The sequence below is a fragment of the Desulforamulus ruminis DSM 2154 genome (genome assembly GCF_000215085.1).
Lineage (GTDB): Bacteria > Bacillota > Desulfotomaculia > Desulfotomaculales > Desulfotomaculaceae > Desulfotomaculum > Desulfotomaculum ruminis.
This window is the reverse complement of record NC_015589.1, coordinates 569,405-585,885: the sequence shown is the minus strand read 5'-3', so window position 1 is coordinate 585,885 and position 16,481 is coordinate 569,405. Positions and strand designations below refer to the sequence as shown.

Annotated in this window: 14 protein-coding genes and 1 riboswitch; of the genes, 1 reads left to right on the top strand and 13 read right to left on the bottom strand. The window is 46.4% G+C overall.

Going from position 1 to position 16,481, the window contains the following annotated elements; genetic code table 11:
• Positions 1-27 precede the first annotated feature (27 nt).
• Positions 28-2,070 carry a beta-propeller domain-containing protein gene (locus tag DESRU_RS19690; RefSeq protein ID WP_013840628.1) on the top strand — a complete coding sequence of 681 codons (2,043 nt, stop codon included), beginning with the start codon at positions 28-30 and terminating at the stop codon, positions 2,068-2,070.
• Between the two features lie 67 nt (positions 2,071-2,137).
• Here DESRU_RS19690 and DESRU_RS21065 read toward each other — a convergent pair whose 3' ends face one another.
• The 13 genes from DESRU_RS21065 to DESRU_RS02820 all read right to left on the bottom strand — a co-directional run bounded on the left by DESRU_RS21065 (position 2,138) and on the right by DESRU_RS02820 (position 16,437).
• Positions 2,138-2,521, bottom strand: coding sequence for an IS3 family transposase (locus DESRU_RS21065; protein WP_337998891.1), 384 nt, complete (start codon positions 2,519-2,521; stop codon positions 2,138-2,140).
• Positions 2,503-2,931, bottom strand: coding sequence for an IS3 family transposase (locus tag DESRU_RS21060; protein WP_207635957.1), 429 nt, complete (start codon positions 2,929-2,931; stop codon positions 2,503-2,505). The genes DESRU_RS21065 and DESRU_RS21060 overlap by 19 nt, the downstream gene beginning before the upstream one ends.
• An 83-nt stretch (positions 2,932-3,014) precedes the next feature.
• Positions 3,015-3,698 carry a helix-turn-helix domain-containing protein gene (locus DESRU_RS21055; RefSeq protein ID WP_013840627.1) on the bottom strand — a complete coding sequence of 228 codons (684 nt, stop codon included), beginning with the start codon at positions 3,696-3,698 and terminating at the stop codon, positions 3,015-3,017.
• 342 nt (positions 3,699-4,040) lie between these two features.
• Complete coding sequence (locus DESRU_RS02865; protein ID WP_013840626.1) at positions 4,041-4,349, bottom strand: NIPSNAP family protein; 309 nt, start codon at positions 4,347-4,349, stop codon at positions 4,041-4,043.
• A gap of 112 nt (positions 4,350-4,461) precedes the next feature.
• Positions 4,462-6,657: a hypothetical protein gene (locus tag DESRU_RS02860; RefSeq protein ID WP_013840625.1), complete on the bottom strand. Its 2,196-nt coding sequence runs from the start codon at positions 6,655-6,657 to the stop codon at positions 4,462-4,464.
• 33 nt (positions 6,658-6,690) lie between these two features.
• Entirely contained in the window at positions 6,691-8,577 is a 1,887-nt protein-coding gene (locus DESRU_RS02855; RefSeq protein WP_013840624.1) for an APC family permease, read from the bottom strand.
• Between the two features lie 87 nt (positions 8,578-8,664).
• Positions 8,665-8,793: riboswitch (cyclic di-AMP (ydaO/yuaA leader) on the bottom strand.
• 157 nt (positions 8,794-8,950) lie between these two features.
• A complete protein-coding gene (locus tag DESRU_RS02850; protein WP_013840623.1) occupies positions 8,951-9,442 on the bottom strand; it encodes a sporulation membrane protein YtrI in 492 nt (163 codons plus the stop codon).
• Entirely contained in the window at positions 9,439-9,774 is a 336-nt protein-coding gene (locus DESRU_RS02845) for a YtrH family sporulation protein (RefSeq protein WP_337998886.1), read from the bottom strand. The genes DESRU_RS02850 and DESRU_RS02845 overlap by 4 nt, the downstream gene beginning before the upstream one ends.
• Positions 9,775-9,888: 114 nt before the next feature.
• On the bottom strand, positions 9,889-11,550 hold the full coding sequence (locus DESRU_RS02840; protein ID WP_013840621.1) for a long-chain-fatty-acid--CoA ligase: 1,662 nt from the start codon (positions 11,548-11,550) through the stop codon (positions 9,889-9,891).
• A 295-nt stretch (positions 11,551-11,845) separates the two neighbouring features.
• Positions 11,846-13,006 (bottom strand): sensor histidine kinase, encoded by a 1,161-nt coding sequence (locus DESRU_RS02835; RefSeq protein ID WP_013840620.1) that lies wholly within the window; start codon positions 13,004-13,006, stop codon positions 11,846-11,848.
• A 193-nt stretch (positions 13,007-13,199) separates the two neighbouring features.
• On the bottom strand, positions 13,200-14,429 hold the full coding sequence (locus DESRU_RS02830; RefSeq protein ID WP_013840619.1) for a cation:proton antiporter: 1,230 nt from the start codon (positions 14,427-14,429) through the stop codon (positions 13,200-13,202).
• A 1-nt stretch (position 14,430) separates the two neighbouring features.
• Positions 14,431-14,925 carry a cation:proton antiporter regulatory subunit gene (locus DESRU_RS02825; RefSeq protein WP_013840618.1) on the bottom strand — a complete coding sequence of 165 codons (495 nt, stop codon included), beginning with the start codon at positions 14,923-14,925 and terminating at the stop codon, positions 14,431-14,433.
• A gap of 231 nt (positions 14,926-15,156) precedes the next feature.
• Positions 15,157-16,437 carry a Glu/Leu/Phe/Val family dehydrogenase gene (locus tag DESRU_RS02820; protein ID WP_013840617.1) on the bottom strand — a complete coding sequence of 427 codons (1,281 nt, stop codon included), beginning with the start codon at positions 16,435-16,437 and terminating at the stop codon, positions 15,157-15,159.
• Positions 16,438-16,481: the final 44 nt, after the last annotated feature.

Here is a 16,481-nt window from a genome sequence, read left to right as displayed (position 1 = left end):
GATAAATGGAAAAAAGAGGTGATTTATTTGACCAAAAAATTCTGGTTAAGCAGCCTCATGGCCGTCTTTTTATTACCCCTCCTCTGGGTGGCCTTCTCTGTTTATCCCAGGGATTCCTCGGCCGAGGAACCGGCCACCTTCTCCTCCTCCCAGGAACTGTCAGAATATCTTGAACTGAGCCGCCGGCTGGCCGGCTATTTTAACGGGTGGACCGGCAATGATCGGGCGATGAATCCATCGGGAGGCCGGATAGAGATTGATTATTTCAAGGCTGAGTCCAGCCCATTGGAACCGCAAAAGGAAGTAGCGGACTACTCGGAAACCAACACCCAGGTTCAGGGTGTGGATGAAGGGGATATGGTAAAAACAGACGGAAACTACCTGTATGTTTTAGGTTCCAACAAACTTTCCATTCTCAAAGGTTATCCGGTGGAAGAGGCTGGAAAAATTTCTGAGATTTTATTGGACGGGAGACCCCTGGAAATTTTTTTAAACGGGGATAAGCTGGTTGTATTTGGACAAACCAAACAATATCGGGAGGCATTTATCCATCGCTACAATATCGCCGACCGTCAGAATCCCGTCTTGGAGCAAAATATCTCCTGCCCCGGTTATTATATAACCTCGAGAAGGATCGGACAGGATGTTTACGCCGTGGTCCAGGCACCGGTTCGGCAATATGACTACGAAAGCAAGGATTCTATCAACTTTCCGGAAATTCGTGTGAACAACCAGACTCAGGTTGTGCCCCCGGGTGAGATTCATCACTTCAACCACTGGGACCATTCCTACCGCTACACCTTTCTGCTCTCCCTGAATCTTCAGGACCCTTCCGGAAAAGTTGCCAGAAAAGTGTTTCTCACCGGAACATCTCAAAACATTTATGCTTCCCCGGAGAACCTTTACTTAACGGGGCCCAAAACGCCTGATTACACCCAACGCATTCACCAATTTCTGCAGGAAATTACCTCCCTTCTGCCTGTAGAACTGGCACAAAAAGTCAATGAGCTGCGAAATTCTAACTTAAGCGAAGTTGAAAAATATGAACAAGTGATGAATGCTTTAGAGGATTATTTCAATACCCATCCAAACAACCAAAAGATAGAGGAACAACTGGCTCAATACATGGATAAATGGCAGAGGCAAGTCTCCCAGGACCGTGACGGAACAGTGATCTATAAACTGGCTCTGGGTCAGGGACAGGTGGTCTTTAAAACCAAAGGGGAAGTGAAGGGGCAGCCCCTAAACCAATTTTCCATGGATGAGTACAACGGTTATTTTCGCATCGCCACCACTTCTCAGGATCTTCGTTTTTCCGGCCAGCGGGAAACGCGGAATAACCTTTATGTTTTAAACGCTGATCTTCAATTAACAGGAAAAATTACCGGTCTGGCACCCACGGAAAAAATTTATTCCGCCAGATTTATGGGCTCCAAGGCCTATTTGGTCACCTTTAGACAAATTGACCCGCTGTTTGTGATCGACTTGAAAGACCCGCAGCATCCTCAGGTTATGGGAGAATTAAAAATACCCGGCTATTCCGATTATCTTCATCCCTATGACGAGAATCACTTAATTGGCATCGGACGGGAAGCCTTTGCGGGAACAGAACCGCTTCCTCCTCAGGAAAGAATTGTACTTCCTCAGGTCGGTGGCGTGAAAGTTGCTCTTTTTGATGTTACCACCCCCTCGGCACCCAAGGAAATCTCTAAATATGTGGTCAGCCGGGGGGATGCGGATTCACCCGCCCTCCGGGACCATCGGGCGGTATTGTTCAGTAAAGAAAAGAACCTGTTGGCCATACCCATTCATTATCGGCCCTTGCGGATCATAAACCCTTTAGAAAAAAAGGCGGTCAACCGGGATTGGCAGGGAGTTTTTGTATTCAACCTGACACCACAAAAAGGCATCCAGTTGAAGGGCACAGTGGAACATTCGTCCCCCGGGCAATTGTATAGCCCGGTCCAACGTTCCCTGTACATTGGGGAGTACCTTTATACCCTTTCGGAACAACGGGTTAAAATAAACCGCTTGGATAACCTGCAGGAAATTAAGGATATTCCATTATAAATTGAAAAGGGCTGTGCAATAGTGAACTGCCCCCCGACAAGTAGACAGGACAAAAAATAAAAATAAACTAGGCAGCCTTGGTTCGAACTTCCATCGGACTAAGGCTGTTTAACTTGGCCTGTAACCTCTCATAATTATAAAAATAGATGTAATCATCAATGTCCTTCTTAAGAGCTTCAAAGGTTTGATATTTATGTAGATAATACTTCTCACACTTAAGCGTTCCCCAGAAGCCTTCCATCGGTCCGTTATCAATACACTTGCCAACCCGAGACATACTCTGAGTTAAGCCATAAGCTTCTAGTCGTTTCTTGAAGCCCCAGGAGGTATACTGAAAACCCCGATCACTGTGAATTATGGGTGTGCTGCCGGGTGCCGCTTGAAGAGCCAAGTCCAGGGTCTCGAAAACAAGACGGTTGTTATTCGAATGGCCTAAAACATAGGATACGATGGATTTATCATGTAATCGAGAATCGCACTGAGATATGCTTTTTGACCCTTTCCGTATTTGAATTCAGTTACATCCGTCAACCACTTTTCATTCGATTCCTCTGCTGTGAACTGGCGGTTTAAAAGATTTTCTGCGATCTGCCCAGGAGTTGATCGAATGTATTTCTTTTTCTTTCTACGGATGACGGATTGAATTCCAGCAAGCTTCATGAGGCGATAGACCCTCTTCGGGTTAATCGACTGATGGGTTTCCCGTCTTAAATTGATGGTTAATTGACGGTACCCATAAATGCCTTCAACCTTCTCGTAGAGCAGGAGCATCGCTTGCATGAGTTGCTGATTTTCTTGTTCGCGAGGACTTACTTTTCGCTTTAACCATTTGTAATAGCCTGAACGTGAAATCTGCGCCATTTCACACAATAAGACTAGACTAAAATGCTCTTCTCCTTGTACCGCTTGAATCGCGTCATAAATCTTCTGATGCCGGATTTGGCTTAAAACCTCCTCCTTTCGAGTTCCTGTAACTTTTTTAACAGGGCATTTTCTGCTCTAAGTCGCTCGTTTTCGTATTCTAGTTTTTTCATAGCAAGCCTTTGCCGATCGCTCTCACTTAATTCTTCCGGTGCTTTTTTCCGTCCCCGTCTATCCTTTAAGGCCTCTTCTCCACCTGCTTCATATTTCTTAACCCATTGATAAACCTGCTGGTATGAAACTTGATATTTCTCTGAGGTGTTTTGGTAATCATGGTTATGAGAAAGACAGTATAGGACCATCTCAATCCGTTCTTGCCAACTGGTAGTGCGCCCTTTAGTCATAGCCTTGGCTCCTTCCGATGGGTAGGATTTAAAACTGCTATGATTATTATACTTGTTAATCCACCTTGCCAGTTGTGTCCGACTCGCTATTTTATACTTATCTATAATTTGATACTGTGAGTATTCGCCCGAAAGGTAATCCTGAACGGCTTGAAGTTTAAGTTCTGGTGAATATTTATTAAAATGGGTTTTTATTTCTAGCCCTTCATATCCGTACAATTCATATCGATGTCGCCATTTAACCAAGGTAGTCACACTAATATCATATTTTTTAGCTATCTCTACACAGGTAGCCTGACCTGTTTCAAGTTCCTGTAGTATTGCTAGTTTCTCTGCTGCTTTGTATTGATTTATTTTTGACATTAAAATGCTCCCCTCATGATAGCCGGTTTTTTTATTTAACCTGTCTACCATATGGGGAGCATATCAAAAACCGAAATGGTTGGATTGCACAGCCTTTTATTTCCCAAAAATAAAAAGAGAATAGAACGCGGATTTTACGGATTTCCACAGATTCTCGCGGATCTTGTAATTTTAACTAAAATCCGCGTAAATCCGTATCATCCGTCCAATCCGTGTTCTATTTCTTATTAGCCTAGGTTGTTCGCCGGATTATCTGCTCTTAGGCGCTATGCCAAGTCGTTTTGCGGCAGTCCCTTTTTGTATCAACCTTCTTAAGGCAGCTTTATGCCTGACTGTATAACCTTAAAACTCCGGAACAGGACGCATGAAGCTCCGGTCATAGCTCAGGATAAACCCGCATTTTTCAGCATATTTACAGGCGCTTTGATATTCAGGATCGGACTTGCGGATGGTTCTAAATTCATCATAGGCTGCCAGGCTGGAAAAACTAAACAGCTCCAGGGCAATATTATTTGGCCCTTCGTAAGGCAGGAGGTAATTTACGCCGGAGGCTCCAAGACGTTTATAAATAGGTATTAACATTTTTATAAAGGTTTCAAAACTGTGAAGTTTACTGGGATCAAATACGTATTTGGTACAGCACGTAACCAAAATAAAACCTCCAAAAATCAATTTTAAAATCCCCATGCTTTCCGGTTAATCAATTATTTAACAAGAATCTTGCCAAAAAGGAACTCCTCCCACCCCCTGTTGATTGCTGCCGTCAACTTTCCTTTAACGCTAGATAAAGCAAGGCCGGCGCCCCAAATAATAATGTGGTTGCTGCCGCCAGTACACCGGCATCATTCACCGCTAGAGAAATCAGGGCGGCCATGATCATGCCGATGAAACCCTTATGAAGGTACGGATACTTGGCGCCAATGCTTCTAATCCCCCAAGGCCGGAAATACATGATCACAAATACGGCCAGACTGGCCATTAAAGCTCTGCTCCAGGCCGAATATTTTAACAGCTTCAGGTTCATATCCCACTTCCGCTGGATGATATTCAACACTTCAGCAAATCCGGAAGAGAGCAGCAGGGACGCAACGGACCCCATATGGGAACGCAATTCGGGAGGCCGGAAAAGGTCAAAGGCAATGAAAGCGCCAACCCCCAGCAGGGCGGCCAGTCCAATGACAGCAACCGTACGCAGCCGGATGTGCACCCCCAGCAAAAGCAAAAAAGTTAAAAGAAAGGTAGGGATCACCGTAATAGCTCCGCCCACCTTGGTGCCTAAATGAGGCGCGCCCACGGCATAAACGGTAAAAAGATACATCAGTCCGCTGGCAACCAGAAGGTACTTACGCCATGGCCGCCAAAATTCAAGCGCAGCCGTAGTGCCTAAGAGTAAAGCCCCCATCAGAACACCCGCATATTCATTGCCAATGCCGTAGAATCTTGCACCCACAATGGGATCATAACCCAACAAGGATCTCTTCATCAGAAAAGAGCCGTTCATAATATCCATTAAAATTAAAAAAGCGGTAAGGAGGGAAATAAAAATCAAAGCCTGGTTTCCTTTTATCCTGTCGATCCAAACAACCATGCCGGTGATGACGGCGGTGGCCAAAATCAGCTCAAGGGCCAGGACCGGCACGGAAGCCCCTGGTAAAAGAGGAAGCAGCAGTTCGGCTAGAGGAAAGGACATAATTCCCAGCACCAGCGGTTTGATTCCTTTTATAGGGTGGTTAAAGCATAAACTGTATATACCCAGGCCTAATATGCCGATCAGAAGAGTTACGTAGGTTGTATGAAAGGGCAGTCTGGCCTGGGCCACGGTTACAATATCCTGGTTTAGCTTTTGGAGATAGCTTAAACTCCCTTCCTCCGGTTGAAATGGAGAAGCACTAATGGAGCGGCCCGACATGTTTACCGGTTTGGGCAACCCCAGCGCCGTTAAGATACCCGGAGCAAGATCGGTATTCATAATAATCCCGTCCCGCTTGGTGGTCCCTGAGGTAAGGAGCGTGTCGGCAGGAAATCCCGGCCCCAAAGCAAAAACAAAAGTTAAATTTTTTCGTTGCCCCAGGGCCTTTTCGGTGGGAGTGGGAGTTACCACCAGCAGTATTTCCCTGGAAAAATCCATTTTATCAACCAATTGGCCGATAAACCGGTCGGTTCTGATTAAAGCGGCAGCCCTTTGTTCCTGATATACTTTGTCCGTGGCTTTGTCCTTTTCTTCATAAATCCGGGTGGTGTCTCCCGTTTCAATGACCATCAAGGACGCACCCTTTTCCCTGAACTGTTCAAACCGGTTCAATAAGGCCGCATAATCGGTTTGCAGGCTGCCCGGTACCAGAGCCGCCGGGGTGAGGACCGACTCTTCCACATCTCCCATATCGGTAAGGCCTCTGCCATCCATACTGATGGTGGAGGCAAGCCTTCTGGGCAGATCCGCCGTGTCGGAATTGCCTATAACTGCGGTTTTTAACCCGGCCTGATGCAGGGCCTCTCCCAGGGCGCCGGGCTTAGCCGGGTAGGGCAGCTCGTTGTTTCTTCTGATTAATTCTCCAATCGCCAACTGAAACACATTGCCGGCCTCCGGTTGTATCCCGGTGCGGCTGATATATTCGCTGCGCGGCAACGTAAAACCGTTTTCATTAAAAGCCTTTTGAGCCTCCGGACCACCTACCAGATGGGCTCCCCCGCCAAGGGTCGGATAGGTATGCATGGGGTAAAGCCCTGCACCGGTATTATTATTCATTAAGCCCACCGAACCATGGGAGGTCAGGCTTTTTACATTCTGAAGATAGGGTCCGTTGTAATCGTCCATATCAATGCGGTCCATAATCACCATTACAACACGCCGAACCTTCGCTTTGGCTTCCCCGGCCAGGCAGGGAGGGGGGAATGCGCCCACCAGCACCAGTAATATCAAAAAATGAATAAAAATCTTTTGCCGCAACAAAAACTGCAAATAACTCCCTCCACATTCTCTTTACCCTCTGGGTCATTTTTCAAGGTGATAGGGTACTACGGTAACAGCTACACGCTTATTCATAATTAGCAGCGTGCGCAGAATAAACCCGGTTTGATTGTGCAGCAGCCTGTGCCACCATTTCTTGGTCTCAAACTCCGGTATTAAAACGGTGATAAAGTCTTCCGGCTGGCTTATCTGCTCAATCTCATCGATATATTGAAGCAATGGTTTTAGAATTGTACGATAGTTGGATTTGATGGCTTTTAATTCCACGCCGGGATTCCATCGCTCCCAACGCCCCTGAACTTTTTCATAGGCAACATCATCGGTAGCCACATACAATGCCACCACATGGGGTGACAGCCTTTTGGCATAACCCAGGGTATTGGCTACCACCCGGTTAACCCCCGCCACCGGAACAATCACCCAATGTTTGCCCTGACGAACCGGTACCTGGTGGCTTTCTAATATTTCCTGTGGTAAAACCAGTTGTTCTCTCATGTCCTGATAGTGGCAATGAATTCTTTTAAAAATATAGATTTGCAGGGGAATGGCCAGCAGGATCAACCAGGCTCCGGCAGTGAATTTAGTAACCATAATCACCAGTACAACAATTCCGGTGATGGATGCCCCCACCCCGTTTAGCAGGGCTCTTCCTTTCCATCCTGCGGTCCCTTCCCGGCGCCAGTGCACCACCATACCGGACTGAGCAATGGTGAAGGAAAGGAATACGCCTACCGCATATAGAGAGATAAGGTGTTCCGTATTACCATTATAGCCAATAATTAATAATGCAGAAATAACACTTAAAAAAACAATGCCGTTAGAAAAAACCAATCGGTCTCCCCGGGCCGCAAGATACCTCGGCATGTAACCGTCCCTGGCCAGCAGGGACAGGAGCGGAGGCAAACCATTATAAGCGGTGTTGGCCGCCAGGTAAAGGATTAACATGGTCAACACCTGGATGTAATAATAAAGCCACCCCCGCCCAAATACACCTTCCGCCAACTGTGACAACATGGTTACATTTTCCTGCTGCAGCAAATGAAAATGCATATTTAAAAAGGTAATGCCCAAAAACATGGTTCCCAGCAGGACGGACATGCAGTAGGTGGTTACCTGGGCATTGCGGTATCCGGGTTCCTTAAACATGGGAACTCCGTTGGAGATAGCTTCAATCCCGGTCATGGAACTGCAGCCGTTAGAAAAAGCCTTCAGGGCTAAAAAAAGAACAGCCCAGTTAAAATGCGCTTCCAGGGAGGAAGACGGGATCACCGGAGCGGCTCCGGTTAAAGCGTGATACAGGCCGGTACCCAGCAGAAAAAAGATACCTAGGATAAAACCATAGGTTGGAAAAACAAAGGCTGTGGATGATTCCCGAATGCCCCTCAGGTTAATAAGCATTAATATACCAAACAATACAAATAAATCAATACCCACGCGATGGGGTATTAGAACAGGCAGGGCTGAGATAATGGCATCGGTGCCGGAAGAAATACTCACCGCCACCGTAAGGCTATAATCAATTAACAAAGCGGCGGCGGCGATCAGGGAGGGTATCTCCCCCAGATTTTTTTTGCCCACGGAATAGGAGCCTCCGCCGCCAGGGTTGGCCTTGGCCACCTGGACATAAGAAATGGTCACCAGCCCTAGAAGAAGCAGGATGGCCAGTGATACCGGCGCCACATACCCATAGGCCACAAATCCCGGAACGGTGAGCATAGCAATCACCATCTCCGGACCGTAGGCCACGGAAGATAAAGCATCGGAAGAAAAAATGGCCAGGGCTTTCCATTTGGGAAGCTTTTCCCGGACAATGTCCTGGTTATGCAAGGGTTTTCCTATAATGAAACGTTTCAACATTTGAAACAAATTGACCTGTCCCCCAAACTGAAAATTCCGGCTGTACCTAAACATTATTATTGCCTCCCAGAACATAAAAATAACGGCGCTTAAAAGCACCGTCCGTTGGCATGGCATGACAAGTAATCCAGGTCAAAACCCGGATTATTTCTTCCACGCTTACGAGGTTAGCTGACGGATTCGGGTCGAAGATTAACCCTACCATAACGTGATGGATTCACCCCTGAAAATTGGTTCCCCCGTTTCAACTGAATTCAGCGCTTATAAGATTGTATGGTTGTCACTGAACCAATACTACGCCTGTTAAATTACAAAGTACAGCCTCATTTTCCTTTAAAAAAATCCGTTTTAGTTCTTTGTACGAAATGGTTTTCCTCAATCTCAATCAATCGTTTCAGGGACTGTTTTTTCATCTCTTTTTATTTTTCTAAACTTGATTTTTTTCCTTTTTTTGAAGCGTTACTTTTAGGTAAAGGGTGATCTTTTCGCTGATAATAGCTAAATAGGTTTTTAATTGGTAGTGGTTTCCATTCACTTCAATTTCCCGGTTATCCACTACGCTGGGTATCCAAAGGATATCCAGGGTTTTTACCTCTTGACCCATTAATGGTTTCAGCCAGATCTTTATTTTTTCGTTCACTTCCAGTTTGAGCCTTATGTCGTCATATTCGGTCAAACCCTCTCGGGAATCCAGCAATAAGTAGGTTTCAACCGCATTCACAGTATACTTTTCCTTTTGGCTGGAGCTTTCTTTGATTCTTTGCAGTTCAACGGTGGTATCCTCCAGCCGGGTTTGTAAAATCCGGTTGGTCATGGCCAAGCGGTCCACTTGATGGCCAATCAGAACATTAATTGCCGCAGCTCCCAGCAGTGCTCCCAGCAGGAAGAAAGCCAGACTCTTTAGCCATCTCCACTTCATTCGGAACTTCCCCCGCAGATGGCCAGTATCAGATAATAACCGGCCTGGGTTCCCGCCAGAGCACTAAGGATATAAAAAATTTGTTTGACCACCGCCCGGACCTCTCCGTTAAAAAGACCGCTTTCCAGAATTTCAAAGGTCGAAAAGGTTCCCCCGATGGCTGCTGCAATGGCCCAAATTTTAATATCCCGGGCTAATTTTAACATCACCGTCAGAGAAGGCTCCCGTACCAGTACCGCAGCCAGGGAACCGATCAGCACCGCCCCCAGCATAATTCCCAGGGCAGTAAAAAAAATTAAAAGCACTTTTTGTTCAAAGGTTTCCACGGGCATCCCTCCCAGGGACAATCTCCTAATGATTATTAGAAAAAGTTCTAAAATATGCCCGTTACACCCCTTCATCTCATAAGCAAAAAGCAGGCCTTAAGCCTGCTTAAAAATACTTGGTTATGGTTGCTTTGTCTCTTCCGACAGCATGCGGCGCAATATTTTACCCACAGGAGATTTGGGCAGTTCACTGCGAAATTCAATCTTTCTGGGCACCTTGTAATTGGCCAGATTTTTTCGGCAAAAGCCGGCAATTTCCTCTTTGGTGGCCTGCTGCCCCTCTTTTAAAACGATAAAAGCCTTAATCACTTCACCCCGGGTGGCGTCCGGAATACCAATGACCGCCGCTTCTTTAACCTTGGGGTGCTGATATAAAACCTCTTCCACCTCTCGGGGATATACATTATAACCCCAGGTAATGACCATGTCCTTTTTACGGTCTACAATATAAGTAAAACCCTGCTCATCCATACGGGCAATATCCCCGGTATAAAGCCAGCCGTCCCGCAAGGCCGCCGCCGTCTCTTCGGGCATATGCCAATAACCCTTCATCACCTGAGGTCCCTTAATACATAATTCACCGGTCTCTCCCAGCGGTACTTCCTCCAGACCCTTTTCCACTTCTACAATCTTCACATCGGTATTGGGGAAAGCCAGCCCAATGGACCCATTGACCTTCTTTCCTTCAATGGGATTACAGTGGGTCACCGGCGCAGCTTCCGTCAAACCGTAGCCCTCCACCAATTTCCCCCCGGTTATGGCTTCAAATTTTTCTTGCACCTCGATGGGCAGGGGAGCCCCGCCGCTCAGACAGCAACTAATGGATGAAAGATCATATTGTTGAACTTCCGGATGTGAAATGATGGCCACATAAAGGGACGGAACCGCCTGAAAAATAGTGGGGCGGTAATCGTTAATTAGTTTTAATAAATTATTCAATTCCAAACGGGGAATGAGTATCATGGCGGAGCTCAGATAAATGGATAAGTTCATGCACGTGGTCATGGCAAAGACATGATAAAAAGGCAATACACAAAAAAATCTTTCCCGGGCTTCTTTGCAAATGGTCAGCCAGGCACCGGTCTGCAGTACGTTGGCCACCAAATTTTTATGGGTCAGCATGGCCCCTTTGGATACACCGGTGGTTCCTCCGGTATATTGCAGCACGGCCAACTCCTTCTCAAAATCCAACTCAACCTCCGGCGGCTTAGGAGAATTCTTCTGCAGCAAGTCCTCAAAACAGAGAATGTCCGTTCCCGGAGGGGGATTTAGAACCGGTTGTGTTTCCGGGGCGGGAAGCATTGCCGGCATGGCCAGATAATCGGATATGCCGGTGGAAATGAACACTTTAAGAGAGGTCTGTGATTTTATATTCGATATTTTGGGCTGAAACTGGTCCAAAAAAATAATGGTCTCTGCCCCTGAATTATTTAACTGGTAAAGCAACTCCCGTTCCACATAAAGAGGGTTATTCATGACTACAATGGCGCCTAATCGAATCACTGCATAATAGGCAATCACTGTTTGTGGGCAATTAGGCAGCATGATTGCCACCCGATCCCCTTTTTTTACTCCCAGTACGTGCAGGGCTGTGGCAAATCGATCAACCCTTTCTTTTAATTCGCAATAAGTTAGCTGCTGGTTCATAAAAATAACGGCCTGATGGTCCGGGTATTTTTGGGTGGCTTGATCAAGGAAATGATATAAAGATTGATTCGGTATATGCACCTGAGTGGGCATCCCCTCAGGGTAATTTTTATGCCAAAAGCGGCTTTCCTCCATCTTAAATGACCTCCTAAGCTTTCATAAGATGTAAATATTTTGCTTAATTATAAATAATTACCTTTTAAAAGTATTTAAAATTTCTAAATTTCATGCCTCATTTCCTGCTTTTAATAGCAAGTATTTTATTTTCAATGCCTTGAATCGGATAAAGCGAAAATTTAACTGGTTTTTAGCATAATCCTGAACACCGGTAAGATCAACGGAAAGGTTGCCGTTCCGTTGACCTATCGGGTCATTACGCTCTTTGTAGCAGAACTAAAAACAGCGGAAGGCCATTCCGACCCTTCGCTGCTCAATCCATGAGATATAGTGGATAACTGGCATAAAATGTTGTGCCCTGCTCTTTCGTTACCGTAAAGGAAACCGTTCCTTTCAAGTAACGTTCCGTAAGCAGCTTCATGCTATAGGTCCCTAGCCCCCGCCCCTGGCCTTTGGTGGAAAAGGATCGCTTAAAAATTTGCAGTTGAATTTCCCGGGATATTACCGTTGGGTTGTGAACCCAAAAATGAACTTGATCTTCTTTTTTATTGACTCCCAGGGTCACCGTATCCCCGGGTTGGGTGGCTTCCAAAGCATTTTTGATCATGTTTCCCAAAACTCTTTTGAGCAGTAAAGAATCCGTGACAAACACAATGTTTTCAGAGTCTTCATGGATTCTTTGTCTCCTTCCCCAAGAAAGCTGATGGTTGTTAAATTGAGCAACCAGTTCTTTTAGCACCTCTCCTGACTGTACGGGCATCTTTTTAACAGCCAGTTCATTATTTTCCGCACTGGCCAAATCCCGTTGTTCTAATATCTGTTCCATTAATATGCGGGTGACCCTTCCCATGTCCCGCACCAGCTCTTTTATTTTTTCCGGTTCTTCCATATAACCCATTAATTCAACAATGGAACAGAGGCTGTCGGCCGTATTGATAATGTCATGAAAAAAAATTCTTTCCAAAGCCCTTCTTCTTTTTTCGTGACTGATATCGGCCAAGGAAATGATGGTAAAGTCATCCCCTTCCATTCTGAGAGGAGTCCCTGATACTTTAAAGTCCAGGCATTCAATGTTGTTACCCTGTTTTATGGCGATACGGCACTCCTCAGAAAATTTGCGGCCTTTGAGACTCTCAATAATAGCCTTAACCGCACCGCAGGTTCCGCAGGTTTCCGCCGTTCCGCAGCCCCCAGCCGTTTCATCGGCATGGATACAATGTAAAATTTCCCCCAGCCGGGCCCCTAAAACAGAATCAAAACCTTCCAGCCCTAGCAAATCAAGAAAAGCCTGGTTGGCAAAAACAACTTGGCGTTGTTTGTTTAAAACAAGCGTAATATGAGATAAAGTATCAAAAATTTGCTGCAGATCCCGAAGCTTTTTTAAAAATCGGGATTGCTCCATAACTCTTTCCCGGGGTATCCGTTCCGCAGGTGCAAAGTATGTTATACGACCCTTTGGTACCATTTTGCTCATTTCTTTCCCCCCAGAGGTTGGTGGAGCCAAATTATATTATACTAATTAGTTCAGCATAAAAAAGAGAAATCCTTTTAAGAAATTGGCGAGCTTTATCATAATTTAAAAAGCAGGGATCACTCTGTTTAAAAGGTTCCCTGCCCATTTGTTTTTGTAAATATGCAGTCAAATAAGATGTAAAACAACCCTCAGCTTACGCATTGCTTTTCTGTTTGCTTTTCTCTTTTTTTATCGCAGGCCAACCAAAGATACCGGCCAATAAACCATATATTCTTTTCGATTCCTTGGTTACTAGTGGCCCCAATATGGCCAGCAAAAGCACATAAAGGGCGGCAAAGGGCTGTAAGATGGCCAGTAAGCCTCCGGCCTTAGCCAGGTTGGCCAGAATGATGGAGAACTCACCCCGGGAGGTAATGGTTAAACCGATATTGGTGGACCCATAGTAGGAGTAACCAAAGGTTCGACCGGCTATCAGCCCGGCCACAAAATTACCGATCAAGGTTGCCGCCACCGCAATCAGAGCTGGCCATACCGCGCCGCCCAAGGCTAGAGGATCAATGCTCAAACCAAAACTAAAGAAAAACAGTGCGCCAAAGAAATCTCGAAAAGGAACCACCATGTGTTCTATCCGATCCAGATGGTCCGTCTCAGCCAGAACCAATCCTACCAGCAAAGCGCCAATGGCTTCCGCCACATGAATGGTTTCGGAAAAACCGGCAATCAGGGTAAGAAAGGCAAAAACCACCAGCATAAAAATTTCATCCGAAGAGATATCGAGCAGCCTGTTTATCCTAGGAGCTAGTCTCCTGCCCAGAAGAATAAATCCTAACATAAAACCGAGGGCCACTGCTGCAGATTTTAAAACACTCACCGGGGACGTGGATCCTGTAAGGACCAGCCCGGATACAACGGAAAGGTAAACGGCCACGAATACGTCCTGGTATAACATCAGTCCCAAAATCATTTCTGTTTCCGCTCTTACCGTTCTTTTTAGGTCAACCAACACCTTTGCCACAATGGCACTGGATGAAATGGTAATGATCCCTGCCACCACCAAGGTTTCCTTCAGGGGCCAGCCCCAGATTAAAGGCAGGGCCAGGCCCAGTGTAAAGTTTATGGCCATATAGATTGTCCCACCCACAACAATGGAACGGCCTGCCTTTAGCAAACGTCCAACGGAGAACTCCAATCCCAGGTAGAAAAGTAGAAAAAGTACGCCCAACCGGCCCATAAAGTCGATTAACGGCGCGCTTTCGATAAAACGGAAGTCCAGCACCCCAAAAACCGGGGCCTGGGGACCCACCAGCATACCGGCCAGGATCAGTAAGGGTACAATGGAAAATTTTATGCGTGCGGCCAGAAGCCCGGAAGCGGCCACAATACACAGGGCTAAACCTACTTCAAACAGTAAATGATCCTGCATCTTACAGGCTCCCCTGCAAAATCAATTGTTTACAGGCTTTCACTTGTTTTCTTTCTCCTAAAACAACCAGGGTGGATCCTTCCGTAATAACCTGTTCCGGGCCTGGATTAACCGTTTTTTGATCCTTCTTGATAACGGCCACAATCATCGCTCCGGTTTTCTTGCGGATGTGTAGCTCTCCAATGGTCTTGCCAATGGCATTGGCTCCTGCCTCGACCTTATACCACTCAAAAACCATATTGTCAAAGGCCACATCCACCGATTCCAAAGCCTTGGGCAAATAAGCCATGCCTCCGAGAATCGCCCCTACCCGACGGGATTCTGTATCGTCCAGCGTTACCATGGAAATGCTTTCATCCGGGTCATCATTATCAAAGTGATGAATCTCACGCCTGCCGTCATCGTGCACAACAATTACCAGTTTATCCCCGCTGCGGGCATTAATTTGAAATTTCCTTCCAATGCCGGGAAGATCTATTTCTTTAATCAAGGACATGAACGAGCAACCCCTTTTCTTAGTTTATAATATTCTATCATTAATATCTGATAAAGAACACCACGAACGCAAAGTTTACCATCCGGTGTACTAAAAATGGATCAAATGTTCTTATTTTTACCCATTTTTTCGCCAACTTTATTTAGAAACCACCGCGATGGGGAACTAAAAAACACTCCCAAATGTTGCAGAGTGTTTTTTATCATTTTGCCCAGCTTCGCTATTTATATCCTATGGGTAAATCCCCCTCAGTTCATAAGCAGATTTAACCCTGTCAATGGCTAAAATATAGGCCGCCTTGCGCATGTCTACACCATACCGGCCGGCAATCTGGTAAACTTCTTTAAAGCTGGCCGTCATAATTTCTTTCAGTCTGGCATTAACCTCCCCGATGGACCAGAAATAGGCGTCCCTGCTTTGCACCCATTCAAAGTAGGAAACCGTCACCCCTCCGGCGTTACACAAAATATCGGGAATGACCAGGATACCCTTTTGATTTAAAATTTGATCCCCTTTAGGTGTGGTGGGTCCGTTGGCCCCTTCAGCAACAATTTGGGCTTTAATTTTATCGGCATTTTCCCGGGTAATTTGATTTTCCAGGGCAGCGGGAACTAAAATATCGCACTCCAGCTCCAGCAGTTCCTGGTTGGTTACCGCTTCTCCCCCGGGATACCCGGCCAGACTTTTATTCTCCGCAACATATTCCAAGACCTGATCCAAATTTAAACCCTCGGCATTATATACGCCACCCTGGGACTTGGAAATGGCAACCACCGTAGCTCCCCTTTGGATCATCAGTTTAGCCACGGTGGCGCCAACGTTTCCCATGCCCTGGATCACCACTCTGGCCTTTTCCAGCTCGATTCCCCGCACCTTGGCGGCCTCTTCAATGGTAATAAATACGCCGCGCCCTGTGGCCTCCTCCCGGCCAATGGAGCCGCCAATTTCCACCGGTTTACCCGTGATGACCCCGGGAACTGAAAATCCCTGGTGCATGCTGTAGGTATCCATAATCCAGGCCATCACCTGGGCGTTGGTGCCCACATCCGGAGCCGGAATATCCTCGTCAGGACCGATCAGCAGGCTGATTTCACTGGCGTAACGCCTGGTTAAAGCCTGTAGCTCCCTTTTGCTTAACTTTCCAGGTTCACAGGTGACCCCCCCTTTGGCCCCACCGTAGGGGATTTTAACCACCGCGCATTTTAAAGTCATCAGCATGGCCAGCGCCCGCACATCATCCAGGGATACATGAGGGTGATAGCGCAGTCCCCCTTTGGCCGGACCCCGGGAAGTATTGTGGTGTACCCGGTAGCCTGTAAATACTTCTATGCTTCCATCATCCATCACCACTGGAAAATTCACCACAAATTCCCGGTGACAGTGGGTTAGAATTTTACGGATACCCGGTTCCAAGCTGAGATAATCTGCCGCACTGTGGAACATTTGCACAGTCATATCGAATAAAGAGAGGGCTGTGCGGCAGGCAGATTCCTGCGCATCCTGCTTATGCATTGGCATACTCCTTTCTTTTAAGCCCTGTTTATCCCTGAGCCAGG

What these genes read in the sequence shown, in the direction of transcription:
- DESRU_RS21060 (WP_207635957.1), bottom strand. Translation starts at nt 2,931, where the DNA reads ATGGCGCAGATTTCACGTTCAGGCTATTACAAATGGTTAAAGCGAAAA.
- DESRU_RS21055 (WP_013840627.1), bottom strand. Translation starts at nt 3,698, where the DNA reads ATGTCAAAAATAAATCAATACAAAGCAGCAGAGAAACTAGCAATACTA.
- DESRU_RS02855 (WP_013840624.1), bottom strand. Translation starts at nt 8,577, where the DNA reads ATGTTTAGGTACAGCCGGAATTTTCAGTTTGGGGGACAGGTCAATTTG.
- DESRU_RS02850 (WP_013840623.1), bottom strand. Translation starts at nt 9,442, where the DNA reads ATGAAGTGGAGATGGCTAAAGAGTCTGGCTTTCTTCCTGCTGGGAGCA.
- DESRU_RS02845 (WP_337998886.1), bottom strand. Translation starts at nt 9,774, where the DNA reads ATGCCCGTGGAAACCTTTGAACAAAAAGTGCTTTTAATTTTTTTTACT.
- DESRU_RS02840 (WP_013840621.1), bottom strand. Translation starts at nt 11,550, where the DNA reads ATGGAGGAAAGCCGCTTTTGGCATAAAAATTACCCTGAGGGGATGCCC.
- DESRU_RS02835 (WP_013840620.1), bottom strand. Translation starts at nt 13,006, where the DNA reads ATGAGCAAAATGGTACCAAAGGGTCGTATAACATACTTTGCACCTGCG.
- DESRU_RS02830 (WP_013840619.1), bottom strand. Translation starts at nt 14,429, where the DNA reads ATGCAGGATCATTTACTGTTTGAAGTAGGTTTAGCCCTGTGTATTGTG.
- DESRU_RS02825 (WP_013840618.1), bottom strand. Translation starts at nt 14,925, where the DNA reads ATGTCCTTGATTAAAGAAATAGATCTTCCCGGCATTGGAAGGAAATTT.
- DESRU_RS02820 (WP_013840617.1), bottom strand. Translation starts at nt 16,437, where the DNA reads ATGCATAAGCAGGATGCGCAGGAATCTGCCTGCCGCACAGCCCTCTCT.